20 protein-coding genes are annotated in these 21,354 nt (G+C 38.8%); 6 read left to right on the top strand and 14 right to left on the bottom strand.

The window, feature by feature from the left end; all coding sequences use genetic code 11:
- Positions 1–19 precede the first annotated feature (19 nt).
- The 3 genes from mutS to miaB all read right to left on the bottom strand — a co-directional run bounded on the left by mutS (position 20) and on the right by miaB (position 4,552).
- Entirely contained in the window at positions 20–2,611 is a 2,592-nt protein-coding gene (mutS, locus tag ACYQ03_RS10810) for a DNA mismatch repair protein MutS (RefSeq protein ID WP_459910800.1), read from the bottom strand.
- A 147-nt stretch (positions 2,612–2,758) separates the two neighbouring features.
- Positions 2,759–3,136: a YlbF/YmcA family competence regulator gene (locus ACYQ03_RS10805; RefSeq protein WP_459909949.1), complete on the bottom strand. Its 378-nt coding sequence runs from the start codon at positions 3,134–3,136 to the stop codon at positions 2,759–2,761.
- Positions 3,137–3,172: 36 nt separating this feature from the next.
- Positions 3,173–4,552, bottom strand: coding sequence for a tRNA (N6-isopentenyl adenosine(37)-C2)-methylthiotransferase MiaB (miaB, locus tag ACYQ03_RS10800; RefSeq protein ID WP_459909948.1), 1,380 nt, complete (start codon positions 4,550–4,552; stop codon positions 3,173–3,175).
- Positions 4,553–4,835: 283 nt separating this feature from the next.
- On the opposite strand from miaB, the gene ACYQ03_RS10795 reads away from it, so the two are divergent.
- The 4 genes from ACYQ03_RS10795 (at position 4,836) to ACYQ03_RS10780 (ending at position 8,317) form a co-directional block, all read left to right on the top strand.
- Positions 4,836–5,816, top strand: a complete 981-nt coding sequence (locus ACYQ03_RS10795; protein ID WP_459909947.1) for a hypothetical protein — start codon at positions 4,836–4,838, stop codon at positions 5,814–5,816.
- Between the two features lie 96 nt (positions 5,817–5,912).
- Complete coding sequence (locus tag ACYQ03_RS10790) at positions 5,913–6,296, top strand: MerR family transcriptional regulator (protein ID WP_459909946.1); 384 nt, start codon at positions 5,913–5,915, stop codon at positions 6,294–6,296.
- Between the two features lie 198 nt (positions 6,297–6,494).
- On the top strand, positions 6,495–7,400 hold the full coding sequence (locus ACYQ03_RS10785; RefSeq protein WP_459909945.1) for a DUF2156 domain-containing protein: 906 nt from the start codon (positions 6,495–6,497) through the stop codon (positions 7,398–7,400).
- 29 nt (positions 7,401–7,429) lie between these two features.
- On the top strand, positions 7,430–8,317 hold the full coding sequence (locus ACYQ03_RS10780) for a GNAT family N-acetyltransferase (RefSeq protein WP_459909944.1): 888 nt from the start codon (positions 7,430–7,432) through the stop codon (positions 8,315–8,317).
- Between the two features lie 50 nt (positions 8,318–8,367).
- On the opposite strand, the gene ACYQ03_RS10775 is transcribed toward ACYQ03_RS10780, so the two are convergent.
- From ACYQ03_RS10775 to ACYQ03_RS10750, 6 genes are all read right to left on the bottom strand, one after another.
- A complete protein-coding gene (locus ACYQ03_RS10775) occupies positions 8,368–8,493 on the bottom strand; it encodes a hypothetical protein (protein ID WP_459909942.1) in 126 nt (41 codons plus the stop codon).
- Between the two features lie 298 nt (positions 8,494–8,791).
- Positions 8,792–10,402 (bottom strand): thiamine pyrophosphate-binding protein, encoded by a 1,611-nt coding sequence (locus ACYQ03_RS10770; protein ID WP_459909940.1) that lies wholly within the window; start codon positions 10,400–10,402, stop codon positions 8,792–8,794.
- Between the two features lie 326 nt (positions 10,403–10,728).
- The gene (locus ACYQ03_RS10765) at positions 10,729–11,643 is read right to left on the bottom strand and encodes an NAD-dependent epimerase/dehydratase family protein (RefSeq protein ID WP_459909938.1); all 915 of its coding nucleotides are present in this window, start codon (positions 11,641–11,643) and stop codon (positions 10,729–10,731) included.
- Between the two features lie 108 nt (positions 11,644–11,751).
- The gene (locus ACYQ03_RS10760) at positions 11,752–12,738 is read right to left on the bottom strand and encodes a GDP-mannose 4,6-dehydratase (protein ID WP_459910799.1); all 987 of its coding nucleotides are present in this window, start codon (positions 12,736–12,738) and stop codon (positions 11,752–11,754) included.
- Entirely contained in the window at positions 12,719–13,516 is a 798-nt protein-coding gene (gene rfbF / locus ACYQ03_RS10755; protein WP_459909936.1) for a glucose-1-phosphate cytidylyltransferase, read from the bottom strand. The genes ACYQ03_RS10760 and rfbF overlap by 20 nt, the downstream gene beginning before the upstream one ends.
- Positions 13,473–14,219: a glycosyltransferase family 2 protein gene (locus ACYQ03_RS10750; protein WP_459909934.1), complete on the bottom strand. Its 747-nt coding sequence runs from the start codon at positions 14,217–14,219 to the stop codon at positions 13,473–13,475. The genes rfbF and ACYQ03_RS10750 overlap by 44 nt, the downstream gene beginning before the upstream one ends.
- 108 nt (positions 14,220–14,327) lie before the next feature.
- On the opposite strand from ACYQ03_RS10750, the gene ACYQ03_RS10745 reads away from it, so the two are divergent.
- Together ACYQ03_RS10745 and minC are read left to right on the top strand one after the other, a co-directional pair.
- Entirely contained in the window at positions 14,328–15,755 is a 1,428-nt protein-coding gene (locus ACYQ03_RS10745; protein ID WP_459909932.1) for an MptA/MptB family glycosyltransferase, read from the top strand.
- Positions 15,756–15,858: 103 nt separating this feature from the next.
- Positions 15,859–16,533, top strand: a complete 675-nt coding sequence (gene minC / locus ACYQ03_RS10740) for a septum site-determining protein MinC (RefSeq protein ID WP_459909930.1) — start codon at positions 15,859–15,861, stop codon at positions 16,531–16,533.
- Positions 16,534–16,651: 118 nt separating this feature from the next.
- Here minC and ACYQ03_RS10735 read toward each other — a convergent pair whose 3' ends face one another.
- The 5 genes from ACYQ03_RS10735 to ACYQ03_RS10715 all read right to left on the bottom strand — a co-directional run bounded on the left by ACYQ03_RS10735 (position 16,652) and on the right by ACYQ03_RS10715 (position 21,282).
- Complete coding sequence (locus ACYQ03_RS10735; RefSeq protein ID WP_459909928.1) at positions 16,652–17,191, bottom strand: NUDIX domain-containing protein; 540 nt, start codon at positions 17,189–17,191, stop codon at positions 16,652–16,654.
- Between the two features lie 129 nt (positions 17,192–17,320).
- Entirely contained in the window at positions 17,321–18,697 is a 1,377-nt protein-coding gene (locus tag ACYQ03_RS10730; protein WP_459909927.1) for a phage-shock protein, read from the bottom strand.
- 250 nt (positions 18,698–18,947) lie between these two features.
- Positions 18,948–20,402 (bottom strand): IMP dehydrogenase, encoded by a 1,455-nt coding sequence (guaB, locus tag ACYQ03_RS10725; RefSeq protein ID WP_459909925.1) that lies wholly within the window; start codon positions 20,400–20,402, stop codon positions 18,948–18,950.
- Between the two features lie 90 nt (positions 20,403–20,492).
- Positions 20,493–20,882, bottom strand: a complete 390-nt coding sequence (locus ACYQ03_RS10720; RefSeq protein WP_459909923.1) for an FxsA family protein — start codon at positions 20,880–20,882, stop codon at positions 20,493–20,495.
- Positions 20,883–21,057: 175 nt separating this feature from the next.
- Entirely contained in the window at positions 21,058–21,282 is a 225-nt protein-coding gene (locus ACYQ03_RS10715) for a helix-turn-helix domain-containing protein (RefSeq protein WP_459909921.1), read from the bottom strand.
- Positions 21,283–21,354 lie beyond the last annotated feature (72 nt).

Here is a 21,354-nt window from a genome sequence, read left to right as displayed (position 1 = left end):
AAGAGTAAGGATACTAATATTAATTATTACTCAACTTTTTTTGCAAGCGATCTAAAAAGTTCATACTTTCTATTGGGGTCATGTGATTAAGATTTAAGGACAAAATTTCTTCTACTATTTCTTCTCCAGTGGTAGTAAATAATGATAATTGCTCACTGGCAGCAGCTGCTGTTTGGATCTTGCCAGACACTACTTCCTGAGCTGCCCTTTGATGAAATTCCAATTGTTTTACCAGTTCCCCTGCCCTGTTGATAATCTCTATAGGTACTCCTGCCAATCGGGCACAGTGTACTCCATAACTTTTACTTGCAGCAGAACGAACTACCTTACGCAGAAAAGCAACTTCATCCCCTTGTTCCTTCACGGCAGTGGCATAGTTTTTCAGTCCTGAAAGAATACCTTCTAATTCAGCCAGTTCATGGTAATGGGTGGAAAACAGAGTGCGACAACCAATTTTATTATGTAAATACTCAATAACCGATTGGGCGATGGCCATACCCTCCAAATTGGAAGTTCCTCTGCCCAGTTCATCAATGATGACTAGGCTTTTCGCAGTAGCATGATCAATAATCTGTTTGGTTTCAGACATTTCAACCATAAAGGTACTTTGTCCTGAGGTAAGATCATCCGATGCACCCACCCGCGCGAAAATTCTATCAACAATACCTATATTAGCCTGGGCTGCTGGAACAAAACTACCTACTTGGGCCATTAAGGCGATTAAAGCTACTTGTCTCTGATAGGTACTTTTACCACCCATATTTGGACCAGTAATTAAGCATAAACGTTCATCCTGGTTGTCCAAATAGGTATCATTAGGGACAAACCCTCCAGGACCCAATGTATTTTCTACAACTGGATGACGACCATCTTTAATCTCTAAGATACCGTTATCCGTTACTATTGGTCGAACATAGCCATACTTAGTTGCTACCTCCGCCAGAGATATAAGTACGTCAATCTGGGAAATTAATGCTGCGGTATGTTGTATGCGATTAACTTCGTTGGCAATTCTGGTTCTAATATCAACGAATAAGGTGTATTCCAATTCTACCAGCCTGTCTTCGGCTCCCAGAATCATACTTTCATATTCTTTTAATTCAGGGGTAATGAAACGTTCAGCATTGGCCAGAGTTTGTCTTCTCTGATAATATTCCGGTACCATACCTAGATTGGCCCGGGTAACTTCTAAATAATAACCAAATACTTTGTTAAATCCCACTTTTAGGCTCTTTATTCCGGTTTTTTCCTTTTCTCTTGCCTCTAGACCTGCTAGCCACTTTTTACCATCCCTAGCTGCAGTCCTTAGCTGATCAACTTCTGCATGAAAACCATCTTTGATCAACCCGCCATCCCTTAGGGAAACAGGAGGGTTTTCCGCTAGAGCAGAGCTTAATAACTGCCTCAAATCGCTCATGGTATCAAAATCAGCATATACTTTTTTTAGTAATGGACTACTGCAATCTGCAAGGGCAGTATGTATCAGGGGTAGTTTTTCCATAGATCCCAACAAAGCCATCATATCTCGCCCATTAGCACTACCATAGGATGCACGGGCTGCTAAGCGTTCTAAATCATAGATATGTTTTAATGCCCCTGCCAATTCATCTCGCAGCAGCAGGGAATTTACTAGTTCTTCCACCGCATCTAAACGTTCTTCAATTCTGTTAGTATCAATAAGAGGTTGTTCCAACCAGTTTTTGAGCCTTCTGCCACCCATCGCAGTTTTGGTGGCATCAAGAACCCCTAACAGGCTTCCCTTTTTATCGCCATCCCTTAGGGATTTAGAAATTTCCAGATTGCGCCGAGCTATACCATCCAACATCATATAGGCCTTGGGAGAATAACTTTTAATTTCTGTTAAATGGGTGAGTCTTCGTTTCTGGGTACTGATTAAATACTTAAGTAAAGTACCCGCAGCAATACAAACACCCGGCCTATCAGAATAAGCCGAGCCTATGCTAGCCCCGAATTGTTCTTTGAGTAATTCTTTATAATCAACATTCTGTTCATCTTCTTCTATGGTTGTAAAGGTTGTGAAAGTCAGGGAGTTAAATGTTTTAGAAACTTTGTCAGACTTATTAAATTCCGGTGTAAGGAGCAATTCTCTAGGTGCTAAGCGAGTGATCTCATCCAATACATCTTCTAAGGCCCAAGGACCTTCCATCTCTGTCACTTGAAATAAGCCGGTGGATAGATCAGCCACGGCCAGGCCAAAGGAATTAATACTTGTCCCACACAGGGCCACCAGATAGTTGTTGTCTTTCTCGCTTAAAACACTACCCTCAACCACTGTGCCAGGAGTAACCACCCTTATAACTTCTCTTTTCACAATACCTTTGGTTGCCTTAGGGTCTTCCATTTGTTCACAAATGGCTACTTTATAACCTTTTTCGATAAGTTTACTTAAATAGCTATCTACTGCATGAAAGGGTACACCACACATGGGAACCCGCTCCGGTTCTCCGGCATCCCTACCTGTAAGGGTTATTTCAAGTTCTCGAGAAGCCAATAGGGCATCCTCAAAAAACATCTCATAAAAATCACCAAGTCGAAAAAATAATAAGGCATCGGGATACTGTTTTTTAATATCTAAATACTGTTGCATCATAGGTGTTAGGGCCACAAATATCTCCTCCCGAAACCAATTATATCATAGCTATCCACTGGCCAAAAGAAAAACCCCCTTAGTCCAATGCACCAAGGAGGTCTCTTGTAATCATGTATAAAGTCGTAGACCTACGACAAAGTTTTAGCCTCAGCTAAAGGATCCGGTTCCGCAGTTGCAGCCCTGAGGTTCCTTTGGTCCCTCAATGCCCTCACTAATTTGATCGTTAACTTGGTTAAGGAATTTTTGGAACTGTTCCTGGATTTCTGCAAATTCCCTAATTAAGCTATTACCCATCATCTTATCTTCCATGGCATAGACTTCATTTAACTGCTCATCAGATAATTCTTGTCCCTGCATACGCAGCATATGATGAGATTGTTGAAGCTGTTGGAATCGTTCAATCAAGGCCAGTGCATCTACATCAGACATCATAGATGCCTCTTTGGCCCTCATGTTTTTATATTGTTCAGACTGGGCAATTAGTTTACCTAATTCTAAAGCCTTCTCTAAGATAACATTACTCATATTTTTCACCTCCCCAAAAGGATTATAACAGAGAATCTATACTATGGCACCATTTGGTTCCAGTTCTCCCTCTAATAGATTGGGACGACCTTTGATAATTTTGATTGCCACAAGTTTTCCAATCAAATCTTTGGCTCCTTTAAAGACCACAAGTTTGTTTGTTCTGGTTCGGCCCGCTAGTAAATCTGGATTAGTCTTTGTTTCTCCTTCAACCAAAACCTCCAGTACCCTGCCTTCTTCCATCTGATTATTCTCGAGGGAAATATGTCCCTGTAGCTCAATTAGTTTTTGGATGCGCTTACTCTTCACTTCCTCTGGAACTTGCTCCATTTTTGCCGCAGGGGTGCCAGAGCGGATATTGTAGACAAAGGTAAAGGCACTGTCATAACGTACTTGTTTTACTAAATCAAGGGTATCTTCGAAGTCCTCCTCAGTCTCACCAGGAAAGCCTACCATTAAGTCTGCGGTGATACTGGCATTAGGTACTGCTCTTTTTATCTTGCTGATGAGCTCTAAATAATGTTCCCTGGTATAACCACGATTCATTAATTTCAAGATTCGATTACTACCAGCCTGGGCAGGTAAATGATAATGCTCGCAGACCTTCTTGGCAGAGGCAATGACATCGATAAGTCTCTGGTCAAAATCCCTCGGGTGTGAGGTCATAAACCTGATACGTTCCAGTCCCTCAATTTTTTCTAAGTCCAACAAAAGATCGGCAAAACGATACTTATTGGTAAAGTCCTTGCCATAGGAATTTACATTCTGTCCCAGCAGCGTTACTTCTTTATAACCTTCCTGCACCAGTTCAGTTATTTCATTAACTATCTCTTCAGGCTGACGACTACGTTCTCTACCCCTTACATAGGGAACAATGCAATAGGTGCAGAAGTTATTGCAACCATACATAATGGTAACCCAAGCCTTAAGCTTATCTTTGCGTCTAACCGGAACGTTTTCACTAATCCCTTTCTCGGTGGCCCACACTTCCAAAATTGCCTCATGGTTTTCTTGAACCTGATGGATCATTCGGGGTAATTCGTGAATATTATGGGTGCCAAAAATCAAATCTACAAAGGGAAAACTATGCCTTATTCGTTTAGCAGCATCTTCCTGCTGTGGCATACAACCACAAACAGCCAAAATAAGATCGGGTTTTGCTACCTTAAGTTTTCTCAAGCGGCCCAGTAGACCAAACACCTTACTCTCTGCAGTTTCCCTAACACAACAGGTATTCAAAACAATAATATCAGCTTTCTCCTGGGTATCCGTAGGACTGTACCCTAAATCTTCTAGCATACCAGCCAATGACTCGGAATCCCTCTCATTCATTTGGCAACCGAAGCTTTGGATATACATGAGTTTTCCTTGGCCTAATTTCTTTATAGGATGTTCATATCTTGTTAAGTCTGCCATCTATCTAAAAACCTCCAAGTGGTTGGAAAAATTATCTGTAAGCACTAACATTTTCCCATATTTATTTGTAGAATGCAAACCTATAGTTTTATTTTTAGTTTTTTGTAAGGTAAACATACTTATCATATTGCATCTTATATTTTATAGAGAAACACAAGGAATTTAAGGTGTCTGGCAAGAAATTGTATCTATTAGCACATTATAGATAATATTGGGGAAAAGTATCTGCATAACATAAAGTATTGGAACACCTATTTGGGAGGTATGACTTTTGCTTCAGTTAGTGAAAATTCCTAAAAAACCTTATAAATTTTTACCCAAAAGTAAATTTGTACGCTGGGTTATTTTGATTTTTATAATGTGGCTGCTAGTTACAACCTATTTTTATTTTCAGCATTATCGAATTGATAAAGTAATTTATATAGATGAAGAAGTGCATTCCGGGGATAACTTAATCAAACTTAAAGAGCTTAGACTTAGCAATTACAAAGTAAATTATCCAGCCAATTTTGAAGCTCCTTGGTATTTTCTTTTGGCAAATAATTTTCCCCAACCGGTGAGAGAATTGTTTGTGAAGATTTGTTATTTTTATACCTCTCCCTATGAATTTAGTCATGACGTAGGAACTCTGTCCCTAAGGGGATATGTAATCTCACCAAAGGGAAGTTTTTCTATTGAAGATTTTAGCAATGTAACTGATATTTGGTTAAGTGGACCCCATGAGGTTGGCTATCTAGGCGGGCATCAAATTCATTCAAATTCCCCCAACAACGATTTCCACTTGATCAAGATTTATGGAGAAAACGCTCCTCTTGGTCTAAAGGAAATATCAATAATGATTGATGATAAAAAAGGCCATAAAAAAAATAAAATTACCCTGCAACCTAAATGGGAGAAAGAAACTTACACATTTTTTGATAGAAATAAAAACTACAGTTTCGACCCAGAAGATACCGTAACTAGTTTCCTTAATTTAGTGAGAGATAACCATATTTCTCAAGCAAAAGATTATGTTATGCCTGAAAAACAAGCGTCCATACAATGGGAACTTCTTAAGCATAAATACGTTGCCTACCCTAGAGGCTCATCTACTAGCTATGCTGGTAACCATTTTGGTTATCAAAATGTTATTTCTGAAAACTTTGTCTACGGAGAAATGAAAGCTGATGATTTTAAGGATATCGCAGAACAGCAATTGTTCCTTGTAGACACCAAACATGGTTGGAAAATAATCCAGGTATCGCCCCTAAGATTATTGCAATAAATAGAAATAATTCAATTAAATATCTCAGCTATTTACAATTCCTAAAAATCTTCGCTATAATTAGTATTGCAGTTCTTTTATAGAGGAGATGAAGCGTTGTTTACTGATGACCAACCATTATTTAATATCGGAGTAATAGCTCAAAACTTGCAAGTTCACCCTGAAACCCTGCGAATATGGGAGAAAAATGAGCTGATTGTGCCTAGTAGAAGAAATAAACAAAGACTCTATAGTAACAACGATGTAAAACGACTTAAGTTTATTCACTATCTAATTAATGAAAAGGGATTAAATATAGCTGGTGTGCAACTATTATTGGGTATGTACCCCTGTTGGACTAAGAAATGTTGCCAAGGTAGTAAAAAAGGTGAAGCGGTAAATTTAAACAAACTCTGCTGGATGGATACTACTACCTATTGCTTTGTTTCAGAGGATAACGCTAATTACTGCTCAACTTGTGAAAAAATTCAAGTTTCATAAACAGAAAAGCCAGCCCATAGGGGTTGGCTTAAATCTTAACCCACTTCATTATAATTTACGTTACAAGTACATGCAACTTTACTGTTGGATTAACTCATACAGGTATAACAATACTTAGAATCACCTTCGTTTTAAAGAGAAATAATAAGATGATCCTTAAAATGCAGACATAAATTAATTACTTGGGAGAAAGCATAAATGATTAATTTCAAAAATGTTGAATTAAGTGACAAAATATGGATGGAACCACTGATAACCTCTGCTAATTTGAACGTTAGTCATATAAATTTTACTAATATTTTTGCCTGGTCAGAAATCTACAATTATCGTATAGCACAAATAAATAATTTCCTTGTTGTAAAAGGAAGAATTAACAATGGTTACCATTATTATTTTTATCCTGTTGGCTGGGGTGATCCCAAGTCAGTAATTGAATCTATGAAACAGGATGCTGCTGACTGTGGACACGATTTTATTATTTTAGGTTTAACATCTGAGCATATGACTGAGCTTGAGAGTATGTATCCTGAGAGATTTAAATATAAAGAGATGCGTGACAGCTTTGATTATGTTTATCTCCTTGAAAAGCTCGTTTCTCTATCAGGCAATAAACTCCACTCTAAGCGTAACCATATTAACCGCTTTAAACAAACAAATAATTGGCGCTTTGAAACAATATCAGCAGAGAATCTCTTAGAGTGCTGGAAGATGAATGTAATATGGTGTAAAGAACACGACTGTCATAAGGATAAACAACTCGCCAATGAGGACTGTGCAGTACGCCGCTGCTTTAAGAACTTTAAAGCCCTGGGCTTAGAGGGTGGACTTATCCGTTTAGATGAAAAAGTTATTGCTTACACGATGGGAGAACAACTGAATTCTGACACCTACGTCATTCACATTGAAAAAGCCTTTGGCAATATACGGGGTGCCTATCAAATGATTAACCGTGAATTTGCTGCTTTTATCCAAGAAAAACACCCCCAACTAACCTTCATAAATCGCGAAGAGGATATGGGCTACGAGGGTTTAAGAAAGGCTAAATTGTCCTACTATCCAGATAAAATGGCAGAAAAATATGAGGCTATCTTTCTTCCGGGCTAATATCGCAGAGATATGCAAGGGGGATTTACATGCTTGAAGTAAGGCCAGCAAAAAAAGGTGATCTAAGCCGTCAAAAAGAGATATGGAAGCTTTCCTTTGGCGACCCGCAGGATTATATAGACTTTTACTTTGATCATAGATATAAAGAGGATGAAACTCTCCTATTGCTTGAGGATGGGGAAGTAGCGTCCATGCTGACAATGATTCCTGTTAAAACTATGACGTCACAAAATCATAGTTTTAACACCGCTATGCTTTACGCCATTGCGACACACCCATTAAAGCAAAACAGAGGCTATAGCACCGTGTTAATGGACCAAAGTATGCAATACCTTAAAGCAAACAAGCAAGAAATCTCCATTGTTGTTCCTGCGGCAGAACAGCTCTTTGACTTTTATGGTAAAAGGGGCTATCAAATTGGATTTTATATCCGAGAGGTTTTATTAACCAGGAAAATGATCGATAGTTTATCAATTGACCGGCCCTGTAAGGTCACTATCTCGTCGATTAGTCCTGAAGAATATAATCTGCGAAGAAATCAACAGCTTAGGAACAAGCTTTACATTGCCTATGCCGACAGGGATATTGCCTATCAAAAAAAGTTATCTAGACTGTCCGGGGCAAACATATATGGAGTCGATTGTGAAAATATTCAGGGTTGTTTAGCCATTGAACGAGTAAATTCTCATAGGGTACTGATCAAAGAAATTTTAGTACCAGACGGTGCTATCAATGGTGTTATCAAATTACTCGCTCAACACATGAATGCTGAGGAATTCATCTGCCGCACTCCTGCATTTTTAGGTGATCATTTGGGAGGACACATCCGGCCCTTTGCAATGGTAAAGGTGCTCAATAAAATAAATGTCGAGATAACAGCGAATGAATTTGGATATTTAGGCTTTGCCTTTGATTAGGTTGGGTATGATCAAGAAAACACAGGCCATGGGCCTGTGTTTTCTTTTATTTATAAACCTTTATGCTTTAACATGGTATCTATTAAAGCGTTAGTATCTAATGTTACATTAGGAACGACCCAAAGGGCTAGAGCTACTATAGCCATTGATAATAATGCAATTACTATTTTTCTCAATTATTGACCACCCCTTTCACATATATTTTATCTATCAGTTTAACGTAAGTTCAATTTTATGCCCATTAGTATACTGTATAATTATTTTAATTACTAGTGATCCCGCGACATTTACAAAGTTTTTTTAGATTTGGAAATACTACTTGGGCAAAATAAATCTAGGGAGAAACAAATGCTAAAATTAGGATTTTTCTTTTATTTAATTATTGTAGGCAGTATAGCAGTCTTTCTATTGATGCTCTTAGCAAGCAAATTTAAATTAAGGTAGAGAGCTGCTTGATTAACCACCTCTGGGTTATTAACTAATTTTTGTCCCAGGAATTAATGTATCACTACTAATAACATCAATAATGGTTGGTTTTCCACTGCTTAATGCAGTTGTCAATATTTGATCTATATTATTAGAGTTTTCTATTCTGTATCCTTCTCCCCCACAAGCCTTAGCAAACAGGGCAAAGTCAGGATTATGCAAATAAACTCCCTCTGGTATTAGATTTCCTACAACCATTCGGTTTTTTTCCTCAATTAAACCTCCATTATTTATAACAATAATGACTATGTGCAAATTGTACTTAACAGCCGTTGTAAAATCTGCCAACAGCATACCTATTCCCCCGTCTCCCACCAGTGCCACAATTTGACGGGTCGGTACTGCAATTTTACAGGCTAAAGCAGCGGGTAATCCAAAGCCCATGGTTCGCCATTTTCCCGAAAGAATAATTCGCTGTTCCTTGGGGATAAAGTTCCGACCAAACCAGATTGTATGGTCTCCTGTATCTAGACAAACAATGGCATCCTTGGCAAGGCATCTAGTCATTGCCCCAACAATATTAGCAGGAGGTACCAGCTTGTTTTGCTCTCCAGTTTCTTTATAAGTTTGCATATGCCAAGCCCTATGTGCATTTTTAATTGCATCTAGCCAAGGTGTACGGCTATTATTTTGTAAGCTGTTCGTAATTTGAGGTAAAATCTCCTCAGCTTTTCCCACTAGACCATAAGCTACCTTGGTTCCTGAACCCACATTTGCCGCTATTGCATCCAACTCAATAATTGGTATATTGGGTGGAATATAATCCATAGGCCACCAATTTGCTCCTATACGAAAGCAAATGTCAGCCTCTTTTAATATTTGTTTGGCAAATGCACTACCAGCATGTCCTAAACCACCTATTGCCAAAGGATGATCTCCAGGTATTACACCTATTCCTCCAAGGGTATGTAAAACTCCCGCTCCCCATTTTTCTGCCAATTCCACCACCTGTTGTGCTGATGACCTGGCACCTACCCCAGCTAATATGATAGGTCGTTCAGCTTTGTCAAGCCATCCCATAACACCTTGTATGGTTTCTTCACTGGATCTAGCAGTAGTAAATATATAGGGCTCCAGTGGTTTTATTTCTTCGTTGCAATTTAATGCAAAAACATCCATGGGAACTGTTATCAACGAAGCCATCTTGTTAGTTATGGCAGATTTAAAGGCCTTAGAGATTACCTTTATGGTGCTTTGGGGATCAACCAGTAAACAACTGTAGGCCACCAGAGGCTGAACCAAGGATTGTTGGTCAATATATTGCTTTGTTTCTGTCCCGATATCCTTTCGGGCAACCTGACCTGTAATAGCAACAACTGGTACTCGATCTTTTTGTGCATCGGCCAAACCATTAAGTAAATGTACCATGCCTGGGCCAGTAGTCCCTATGCACACAGCAACCTCTCCAGTTAATTTAGCATAGGCTGAAGCCATTAGGGCCGCTGTTTCTTCATGTCTTACTGCATAGTATTTTATTTTGTTTTGTCTGGCTAGGGCGTCAAGCAAGTAAAAAATGCCATCACCAACAACTCCAAAAACATTTTTTACACCCCAGGCTGCCAATTGATCAACCATTACTTCAGCAACTGTTTTTGGCATCGGCCAACCTCCTATTAATTTGATTAATTTCAACCTTATTCTTGCCATAATTACCTTATTAATTCAAAACTTAACAATTTGGCAACTTCACATTGGTCAAGACTTTTCCATATATTAAAGCATCAATTTAAAGGAGGTCTGGTCATGTCCAATAAAGTAGTTTTTATTGGTGTTGGTTTCTTGGTTTTTATTATTATAATTGTTTTATTTCTGATTCTATTGGGCATTCTCTAGCTTTTTAGGGAAGTCGGGTTAGCTGTGAGTCTTGAACCATAACCGTAGGTTTTTTGGCTTAAATACATATATGCCCCTGAGGGTTTTCTTCCTCAAGGGCATATATGTATTTTTTCAAACCATTGTATTGTATCTTTCAAGCCTTGTATCAATGGTACCTTTGGTTGCCATTGTAATACTTGTCGAGCCAGTTGGGTGTCAACGCAATAAGCAAACTGTTCACCCTGAGCATAGGGTTTTGCACCGAACTGTAATAACTCACAGCGACCCAAAATAGTGCCAACCATCATGGCCACATCTTTAATTGGGTAAGAAAGACCATAACCTATATTAAATATCCCCCCAGTTGCCCGAGGGGTATTAGCAGCTCGCCATAATGCTTCTACTACATCATTTACATGGATGAAATCCCTATATTGCTCCCCTTCGGTCATAGGAAAAGGTTCCTCTAATAACAAGTTTTTTATTAATTGGCTAATAAAAAATTCTTTCCCCTGACCTGGCCCATAAACCAGAGTCAACCTCAAGGTAACTACTGGAAGTTTAAAATACTCATAACAAAGTCTGCCCAATGAGGTTGCCGCCGCTTTAGCGGATCCATAGGCGGAAACAGCCTGCAATCCTTGATGCTCATGGTAAGGAGCAGGCCCCCGACCATACTCGGCAGCACTGCCCACTAAAACCACTGACTGACATTTTAAACCCTGCAATGATTGGAGCAAATTCATGGTGCCTATGAAATTTACATGATAGGCCTGGTGAATAGCCTGCCAGGAATCCCCTTGGGGTCTTACACCGGCTAGATGAAAAACAATATCTGGTTTAAAACTTTGAACTTTTCTTTGTAAATTAGCAAAATCGTTAATATCTGTGTAAATGTTGTCTATATCTTTGTTTTTTATCCTCTTACTTTGTCTATCCCTGATAACCACACCGACCTGTACATCCTCTTGGCAAAGATAATTAACTAGATGAGACCCAATAAAACCACTGGCACCGGTTACCAAAATACGTTTTTTTGCTACCCCACACTATACACATCCTTGTAGATCTTTCCATATTAAGATTCACGAAAGCCCAAAGCTCATGGCTCACGGCCACTTTAAAGAGTGTTCTTAAACTGAAGGCGAATAATCTAAGAACTCACGGTACCACTCAAGGGTACAAGCTAATCCCTGAGTCAAATCCCAGCTTGGTTGCCATTTCAACAATTCCCTTGCCTTAGTACTATCACTATATTGATTGAGTATCTCTCCGCCTAGGTTGTTCTTGCCCTTGACCTCAGGTACTACATCCATTCCTGCAACCCGTATTATCTCTCTCACAATTTCAATGACTTGATAGGGCTGATGAGGTGCAAAATTAAAGGCCTCCCCCATAACCTCGGAACGATGAAGGTTTTCTGCTAGGGAAAGGTATGCTTCGACGGCATCCTCCACATACAGATATTCCCGTAGCGGACTGCCATCACTTCTTATTACAGGGGTGCGCCCCTCCAGCACGGCTTTAATACTGCCGGGAACTATACGATTAAAATTCAAGTCCCCTCCGCCGTAGACATTGGCCAGCCTGGAGATGACCACAGGCAACTTGTAGGTATGGTAATAACTTTGGGCGATCAAATCTGTACATGACTTTGATACATCGTAGGGGTGTTTTCCCTTCATGGGTTGATTTTCACGGTAAGGTAAAGCTTCTGAGTCACCATAGGCTTTATCACTTGATGCCACCACCACCCTTTCGACCGTAGGTGATAGCCGACAGGCCTCTAATACTGTCCAAGTACCTTTAATATTAGATTCAAAGGTTGATAGGGGAGAACGGTTAGCTATGGTCACTATGGTCTGAGCAGCCAAATGAAAAACCGTGTCGATTTCATACTCGGCCAAAACTCTATTAACAAATAGAAAATCACAAATGTCGCCGTGGGCTACGCACATCCGATTTATAATATTCCTTTGAAGAATACTGCTATTTCCCACATGATCCCGCATTATGCCAACCACTTTAGCACCTTGGTTTACCAACCTTTTCGTTAACCAACTGCCAATAATTCCTGAACAGCCTGTTATGAGCACGTTTTTATCGATCCAAGGGTTCAGTTTTCCACACCTCCCAGGGGGCATGCCCTTGCTGCCAAAGTTTATTTAACTGTTCCATATCACGGTAGGTATCCATACATTGCCAAAATCCTCGATGTTTTAATATTCTTAGCTGCCCGTCCCTGGCCAAGTTTTCCAAGGGTTCCCTTTCCAAAATGCACTGATCATCATTAGTTAAATAGTTGAAAAACTCTCGTCGAAAAATAAAATAACCTCCATTTATCCAGCCCCGGGTAACTTGGTTTTTTTCACTAAAATTTCTAACTATATCCTCCTTAACATCTAATTCCCCAAACCGTGATAAAGGACGAACACCAGTTACAGTAGCTAAACAACCATGAGAACGGTGAAAATCATACAATTCTTTTATATTGACATCACATAACCCATCACCATAGGTAACCATAAAATCTGTTTCATTCCCTATATATTTCTCTATTCTTTTTAGCCGACTACCAGTCATTGCCTCTATTCCTGTGTCAGCCAGAGTAACTTGCCAATCTATTCTCTGCCTTGGATGTATTTCTATTTTGGGATAATTGGCAAAATTAATGGTTAGATCACTATTCATAAAGTCATATTGAATAAAATAATTTTTAATCATTTCTCCTAAATAGCCAAGACACAGGATAAAATCCTTGTAACCATAGCAGGAATAATATTTCATGATGTGCCAAAGAATAGGTTTTTCTCCTACATTGACCAAGGGTTTTGGTCTGAAGACTGTTTCTTCTTTAAGCCGGGTCCCTTTCCCCCCACAAAGAATCACTACTTTCATAACAGACACCTCTTTTACGATAAAGGAAAATATTTTTAAAAAACTCCCAAATGGTACTTATCCTTACACTTGAACTGCCACCCATACGACGATGGAACATCACCGGAACTTCTCCTATGGAATAATTTAGATGTTGAGACTTTAAGACAACTTCCGCATCCAAAAACCAGTCCTTGGCACTGAGGTTTAATTGTTCGTAACATTTCCGACTCATAATTTTCGGCGAGCCGTTGATATCTCCAACATTTACCTTAAATGTATATACAAATATAATATTAAATATGTGAGATACATATTTTCTTATCAGGCCATCCGCTCGATGGTACCGCTTAACCTTGCAGAGTTGATAATGCCCTTCTAGCAGGGAGTGATATACCTTTACTACATCGGTTGGGTCAATTTGACCGTCGCCCCCCATAAATCCAAGGTAGTCCCCACAGGCCCATCGCAACCCGTTAATTATCCCCCAGCCATAACCCTGGTTTTGATCAACCTTAACAACCTTAATAGTTGGACTTTTCTTTGCTAGTTGGGTTAGTAATAAACCAGTATTATCGGTGGAACCATTGTCGACCAGAACTAATTCATAATTAATATGTTCCTGTTCCAATGCTTGTTGCAGTTCCGCGACCACCCTTTCAACATTTTCTTGTTCGTTATATAGAGGTATTACTAGGGATAATTTAGGTTCTCTGGTATCCATATCTTTTCTCCTTAGCTAAATAATTCCTAATTAAGTTTGACCAACATTTTTACGTTCTATACTGGTTATACTAAAGGAAATACTGGAAAAAAGACCAAGGTGATTTCTTTGAACCAGCCCATGAAAGCTTTGGGATTTAAAATATTCTTGTTGTGGTGTATCCTTTTACTGCCCGGAATTGTTGGAGTGATCAATGGGTCAGGATTATCTAATTTACAAGACAACTATTGGGGACAGTTAATACCCTGGGGAAAAACTCAAACAATTGAGGCTATTGCCCTAATTATTATCTTAACTGTCGCTTTTTTCTTATACGTAAAAGCAATAAAAGTCAGCAAGCGGGCCAGTTTATTTGAAGTAACAGCATGGACCCTGTTATTTACGGTAATATTTATTTTATTATTTCCCTTTGCCTGCGAAGATGTTTATTACTACATTGCCAGTGGTCAACTGCAATATACCTATCAAGAAAATCCCTATCTTAAAACACCCCACCAGATTATAGGTTGGCAAGAAGACCCCTTTCTCAGTACCACAGGATGGGGGTTTTTGCTTAATCCCTATGGACCTTTGTGGAACATGGTCACAGCATTACTAGTATCTTTAGCAGCAGAGAGGCTTTGGCTAGCATTACTTATATTAAAAGTGTTTGCTGGGATTCTACATATGATCAACCTTTTTCTGATTGGTTATGCTGCCAAGGAACTAAATCTGAAACCTACTCAAGCAATGGTTGTCTATGGCTGGAATCCTCTTTTACTATTTGAATTACCTGGCCATGCCCACAATGATGTTCTCTTGTTAACTTTCTTGATTCTAGCTTTTATCTGCCTTGCTACAACAAGGGCAACCTTTGTATTGCCCTTGTTAACCATTTCTGCCATGGTTAAATATACCAGTGTATTGTTAGGTCCCCCCATCGCTCTTTGGTTAATCCTTAAAAAAAAATATCTAAGTTTAGTTGTTTCTACTACTCTATTAATATTGCTAGTACTGCTGGTATGGGCTCCCTATTGGGAGGGTATTGAAACCTTGGCAGGTTTGTTTCGGCAAATGAATTTCTATTCCATTAAATCTTTACATTATTTGCTATTTATGGGTCTATCTCAATGGTTTGCAAATATACCTAATACCCAGGCCTTTCAAATCAGTTCTAGGATATTCCTGGGTATTTTCGGGGTTTTATATGCCTATATGTTGTATCATCTATGGAGCAAAAGAGAACCTGCTAGCATATCAGGTCTGGTTAAGCTTTGTATCGTAATATTTATCCTATATTTATTTCTTATTAACAAATGGTTTCAACCCTGGTATTTCTGTTGGTTTATACCTCTGTTAGCCCTTTGTAAAGAGACTTCCCCAATATTTCCAACTGCTCTGTTGCTATCTTATACCGCTGAATTATCCCGGGTACCTCAGTTAATTATTCAGAATACTGGACCCCTTGTTCAAGTTCTCTCGGTTACCATTACCTGGTTGCCGTTACTGGGATATATTCTATGTAAAAATATTTTCCCTGACAATTCAGGAAAATAAGACAAAAATGCAAAATGGATAAATTTTCTAAGGGGTTTTAGAAGGAATCGGTCACCCTCAGTCGAATAATTAATTAACATGTAAATATTGGAAGGTGACTTTAATGCATGAAATAGTCAATATCAAAGGAACAAAGCATGGACTATTAATTTTAGTTGATCCCAATAGTGATTTCGAAGAAATAAAACATAATTTATATAAAAAAATGGAGGCAGCTAAAGGCTTTTTTAAGGGCGCTAAGTTTGCTTTTTCTCAAGAGGATAATGATCAAACCAAGGCATTGGAAGAAATATGTCAACAATATGGGTTAATCCACCAACCAGATATAAAATCTAAGATTAATAATGCCCCAGTAAATTTACCAGAAAAAAGTGTCGATTCACCTGAAGGAATTGAAGTGAAGGTTTCTGAAGTAACCAATGGTGATACTCTATTGGTGAAAAGAAGTTTACGTTCGGGGCAACGAATTAACTATCCAGGGAACGTGGTTGTGTTGGGGGATGTTCATGCCGGAGCAGAGATTGTGGCCTATGGAAATGTATTAGTAATAGGTGCTTGTCGAGGTGTTGTACATGCTGGAGCCAATGGTAATAACTTGGCACGGGTTATTGCCCATCGGTTATGTCCTGCCCAACTAAGGATTAGCACTTCCATTGCCTGTGCCCCTTCGGATGCTCAGGACCATGCCGATTATCCGGAAATTGCCTACTTGTCCAAAGATAATCAAATCATTGTTGAATACTATAATAGTAGTCGTCCGGCTGGTAGAACTGCATAAAAAAAGGGAGTTAGTGCCGCTACTTAAGTAGCAAGCAATAACTCCCTTCTTACTTCTACTGCTTCATTTAGGGGTTGTTTGGCCAAGAAACATGCAGTTCCTTGTACAAAACAGCCACTTAATTATTTATTTTACTTTTTACAGACAAGAGCCCTGCAATGGTTTTACCATCCTTTATTTTCCCATTATTTATCATCTCAATGGCTTCAGCATAGGGAACTTCTGTTACCTTTACAAACTCATCCTCATCTGGGTTTTGTTCTCCTTCTAATAGCTCAGTAGCAAAGAATACATGCATCAGTTCAGTGGAAAAACCTGGCGTAGTATAAAACTCCGTGATTTTTTCTAGGTGCTTTGCGGTATATCCGGTTTCCTCTTGTAGTTCACGCATGGCACATTGTTCAGGACTTTCTTCTCCATCCATTTTTCCTGCTGGGATTTCAATAAGCACTTCCCCTACCGGGTAACGATATTGGGTCACCAATAGAACATTTTTATTATCCTTTAAAGCTACCACAGCCACAGCCTGTGAAAATTCTACCACCTCTCTACTGGCTTGCTTGCCATTGGGCAAGCGGATTTGATCCACCCGCAGGTTAAGAATTTTGCCCTGGTAAACTAGCTCAGTCGAAAGGGTCTTTTCCTCTAACTCCTTCATAATGAATCTCCCCTCGTGTTATCATTTATTAGTAATATTCCCTTCGAGGGGCTTTTTACCTCCCTAAATTAGCCATAAGCCTTTAGCCTTTAGCTTTTAGTTTAAATGTTTTGAGCTGGTGGCTAATGGCTACCAGCCAAATAAACTACTTAGTTTTTTAGCCATACGAACTAAGGGACTGTTCAATGATTCTTCTAGTTTTATTTTCTCAGATTTTACTTTACTGAGCTCCTGTTGGGTTAATCTTAAAGATTTTTGCAAATCTTCTCCACCTTCCAAGGCGTCCTTTAGATCATTACTCAAAGTATTAATATCCTGTATTAGTTTACGTTCTTCTATGCTAGATAAATGTTGATATTTTTCTATTTTCTGCTTAAGATCTACAATCTCTGTCTGCAGTTCTGCTACCCTTGTACTATAGCGTTCCTTTAACTCTGCAAGTCGAGCTTTATTTTCTCTATCTCTCTCTTTATATTGTTGTAATTTACTAAATAAGCCCTCTAAGCTTGATTGGTTTTTTTCTGATATTTCTTTAAGTTTTAAATTTTCCTGTTCCTTTTCTTGACATTTACGGACCCATAATCTACATTGGTAAAGAATACTATTGGCTTTATTTTCGGTTCTTTCCAACTCATGCCGATACCTTAGAATTTCTTTCTTACGTATATTTAATAACAAATCCTTCTCCGATAACTGGGTAGATAAATGATTGTATTGTTCTACCATAGATGCCCTTTGCGCCAGTGCTGCAGCTGCTTCTTTTTGGGCAGCACCGATCTCATTTAACTGAAGTTGAGCCTTCTCAGTTTTCTTTAATAACTTTGTCCTATCTTTTTGCCATTGTTCCTTTTGTTTATCAATGATTTTGATATACCTTTTTACCAAATTATCATAGAGGGAATGAATTTGATCATTATAGCTCCATACATCATAACTTCGTTCAAAGTACGGGAATTTTTTTAGCACCTGTTGGACAGCGGACTTGCTTGTGGGACGCCATTCATTTACACACTCAAATAGCTGCTGAGTGGATAGGCCACCTTCATGCATTTTTAATGCTTTAATCACCAAATGTTTTAAAGAATATTGTTCGGCTTCCACATTCCACTCAGTTAAACCCCAACTACCATTTTCAAGCTGAACAAAACGTCCATCGGGCATTAGAGCAGCTTCTTCAGCTAGTTTTCTCATGCGCTTTTTACGGGCCACTGTGTTAGTAACAACTTGACGGAGACCAATAGGCTGTTGTCTCTTGATTAAGAATGCATAAAAATGGTCATTTTCAGAGCAACCCTGAAGAAGCAACCGCCATTTGCCATTTTCATCTTGGTTAAAGCAGGCATGTTGTTTTAAACATAATCTTACTCTCTCAACAACTTTATCAGAGGGGTAATCTTGAAGCATTTTTCTCTGTACGTAAGGTGCAATTTCTTCCACGGATAAACCATCAAAAAAGAATAGCGTCTTTTTTAATACATCCGTTAGAGAATTAAGCTTTGTGGTCACAGGTCTCCTCACCTTCCTGTACTATATTATCATTAGTAGTAAAATTGGTATTATATTCCTTTTATTACTTTATTATTCACTTTTGATCTTAAGTTCCCTGCTAATAATTGTAAAATATTTCCTACATATTCCGGTTGGTAACTACAGGATTTTAGAAAATTTGCCAACACTTGATGAACTGTTTAGAAAAACATGGTTGACAAACGCAAAAAAGATTCCACGGCTAAAGAGCCGTGGAATCTTTTTTATTTTAGAAACTGTAGTTAGGGGCTTCCTTGGTGATGTTAACACCATGGGGATGGCTTTCCTTTAAACCAGCTGCTGTAATACGAATAAATTTTGCATTAGTTTTAAGCTCGTCTATGGTTCGGCAGCCAGTATAACCCATACCAGCCTTTAGGCCACCGACCAATTGGAATACTGTATCAGAAAGAACACCTTTGTAAGGTACGCGTCCCTCAACACCTTCAGGCACCATTTTCTTAGCTTGCTCCTGAAAATATCTGTCACCGCTACCTTCCTTCATCGCACCCAATGAACCCATGCCACGATATACTTTATAGCTACGACCTTGGTAAATCTCTTTTTCGCCTGGGCTTTCTTCGGTTCCAGCTAAGATACTTCCTAGCATAACTACACTGGCTCCAGCAGCAAGGGCTTTAACGATATCACCAGAATACTTAATTCCACCATCTGCGATTACTGGAATCCCATATTTGTTAGCCTCTTGAGCACAATCATAAACTGCTGTTATTTGAGGTACACCAACCCCTGCAACGACCCGTGTAGTGCAAATGGAACCGGGACCAATACCAATTTTGATTGCATTTGCTCCAGCTTGGATTAAATCTCTGGTTGCTTCTGCTGTTGCCACATTACCAGCTATAATATTCAGGTTGGGATAAGCTGACCGTATATTTTGAACGGTTTTTATGACCAAATGGGAGTGACCATGGGCAGTATCCACCACAATAATATCTGCTTTGGCCTTCACTAGGGCTTGCACCCTATCCATGGTATCCGAGGCAACTCCCACTGCAGCTGCTACACGTAGACGACCACGGTGATCCTTAGCGGAGTTTGGGTATTCCTTTGCTTTTTGAATATCTTTAATTGTTATTAAGCCTCTTAGATTATTGTATTCATCTACGATTGGTAATTTTTCTACTTTATGTTTCATTAATATTTGTTTCGCTTCGTCTAGACTTGTCCCTTCGCAGGCAGTAATTAAATTGTCCTTTGTCATAACATCGCCACATTTACGATCGTCATTGTTCTCAAAGCGTAAGTCTCGGTTTGTTAGGATTCCTACAAGTTTGCCATCCACTGTAATGGGAACTCCGGAAATATGATATCTTTCCATTAATTCATGGGCTTCACTAATGGGGCTATCGGGGGATAAAAAGATAGGATCAGTAATAATGCCATGTTCAGAACGTTTTACTCTGTCAACTTCTAAAGCCTGCCGGGCAATGGACATGTTTTTATGTATTACACCAATGCCACCCTCGCGTGCCATGGCAATGGCCATTCTTGATTCTGTAACAGTATCCATACCTGCACTCATAATAGGTACGTTTAGTTTTATATCTTGGGTCAGGTAGGAAGATGTATTTACTTCCCTGGGCAATACTTCTGATGAACCAGGAATTAATAGTACATCATCAAAGGTTAGTCCTACTTTTGCAAACTTATCTGGATACAAGTTATGTCTCTCCCTTCTTTGAATAAACTTCTCAAAAATTGTATTCGTATATTATAACACATCAAAATTAAAGCTTCTAGAAGTGAATCTTTAAATTTTTTGATTCCATCTATAACTAACAATTTTACCAGGTAAAAAATACTTAATTAGATAACCCTTTAAGCTTTGCTTTATTAATGCTCTGAATGGCTTAAAAAGCATACTTAGGCCAATAATATCTGTAAGCAAACCAGGTGTAAGAAGCAATAAGCCACTGGCCAATATAAATAATCCATCCAATAAGGAATCCGTAGGTATTTGTCCTAAGGAAAGCTCCTGCTTTATTTTTCTAATAGTCGAAAACCCTTGGCTTTTTATTAAAAAAAACCCCAGCAAACTTAAGATAAATAATAAAGAAAATGTTACCCAAAAACCTAACCATTTACCCGTTTGAATAATAATCAACAATTCAATTATCGGTACGACCAATAGTAAAGCCAACAGCCTAGGGAACAATGGAAGACCTCCCCATCATATAACTGATTAAGTATCATTATGTAAATAGTATTTGGCAGAAGATTTGATTGCCAATTCTATAGTTTGAGCCATGAGCTATTAGCTGTTAGCTTAAGCATAGTTATAACTAACAGCTAATGACTAATAGCTAACGCTAATGCTAGTCTTGCCCCATAATTGAACCTATTCCATGGGTCCAGAAATGATCCTTTAAATACCCAATACATTTTGGGGTAACTCCAAACTCTTCAGCCATTTGTTCATTGGATCTATTGTTTTTTATACCCTCAATAAGTGAATCAAAATTCACACCAACTTCTCTAGCCTTGGTCTCTAAACTTGGCTCTGTACTCCATGGAACTCTTGATCTGAGATATTCCTCCATTGATAATTCCCTCCCTACCGAATACTAAAAGTAGTCTTTCTCGGTAGGAAAACTATTATCCAGATTTATTTA

The organism is Desulfotomaculum defluvii, from assembly GCF_054657375.1.
This window is presented reverse-complemented; position numbering and strand designations above follow the sequence as displayed.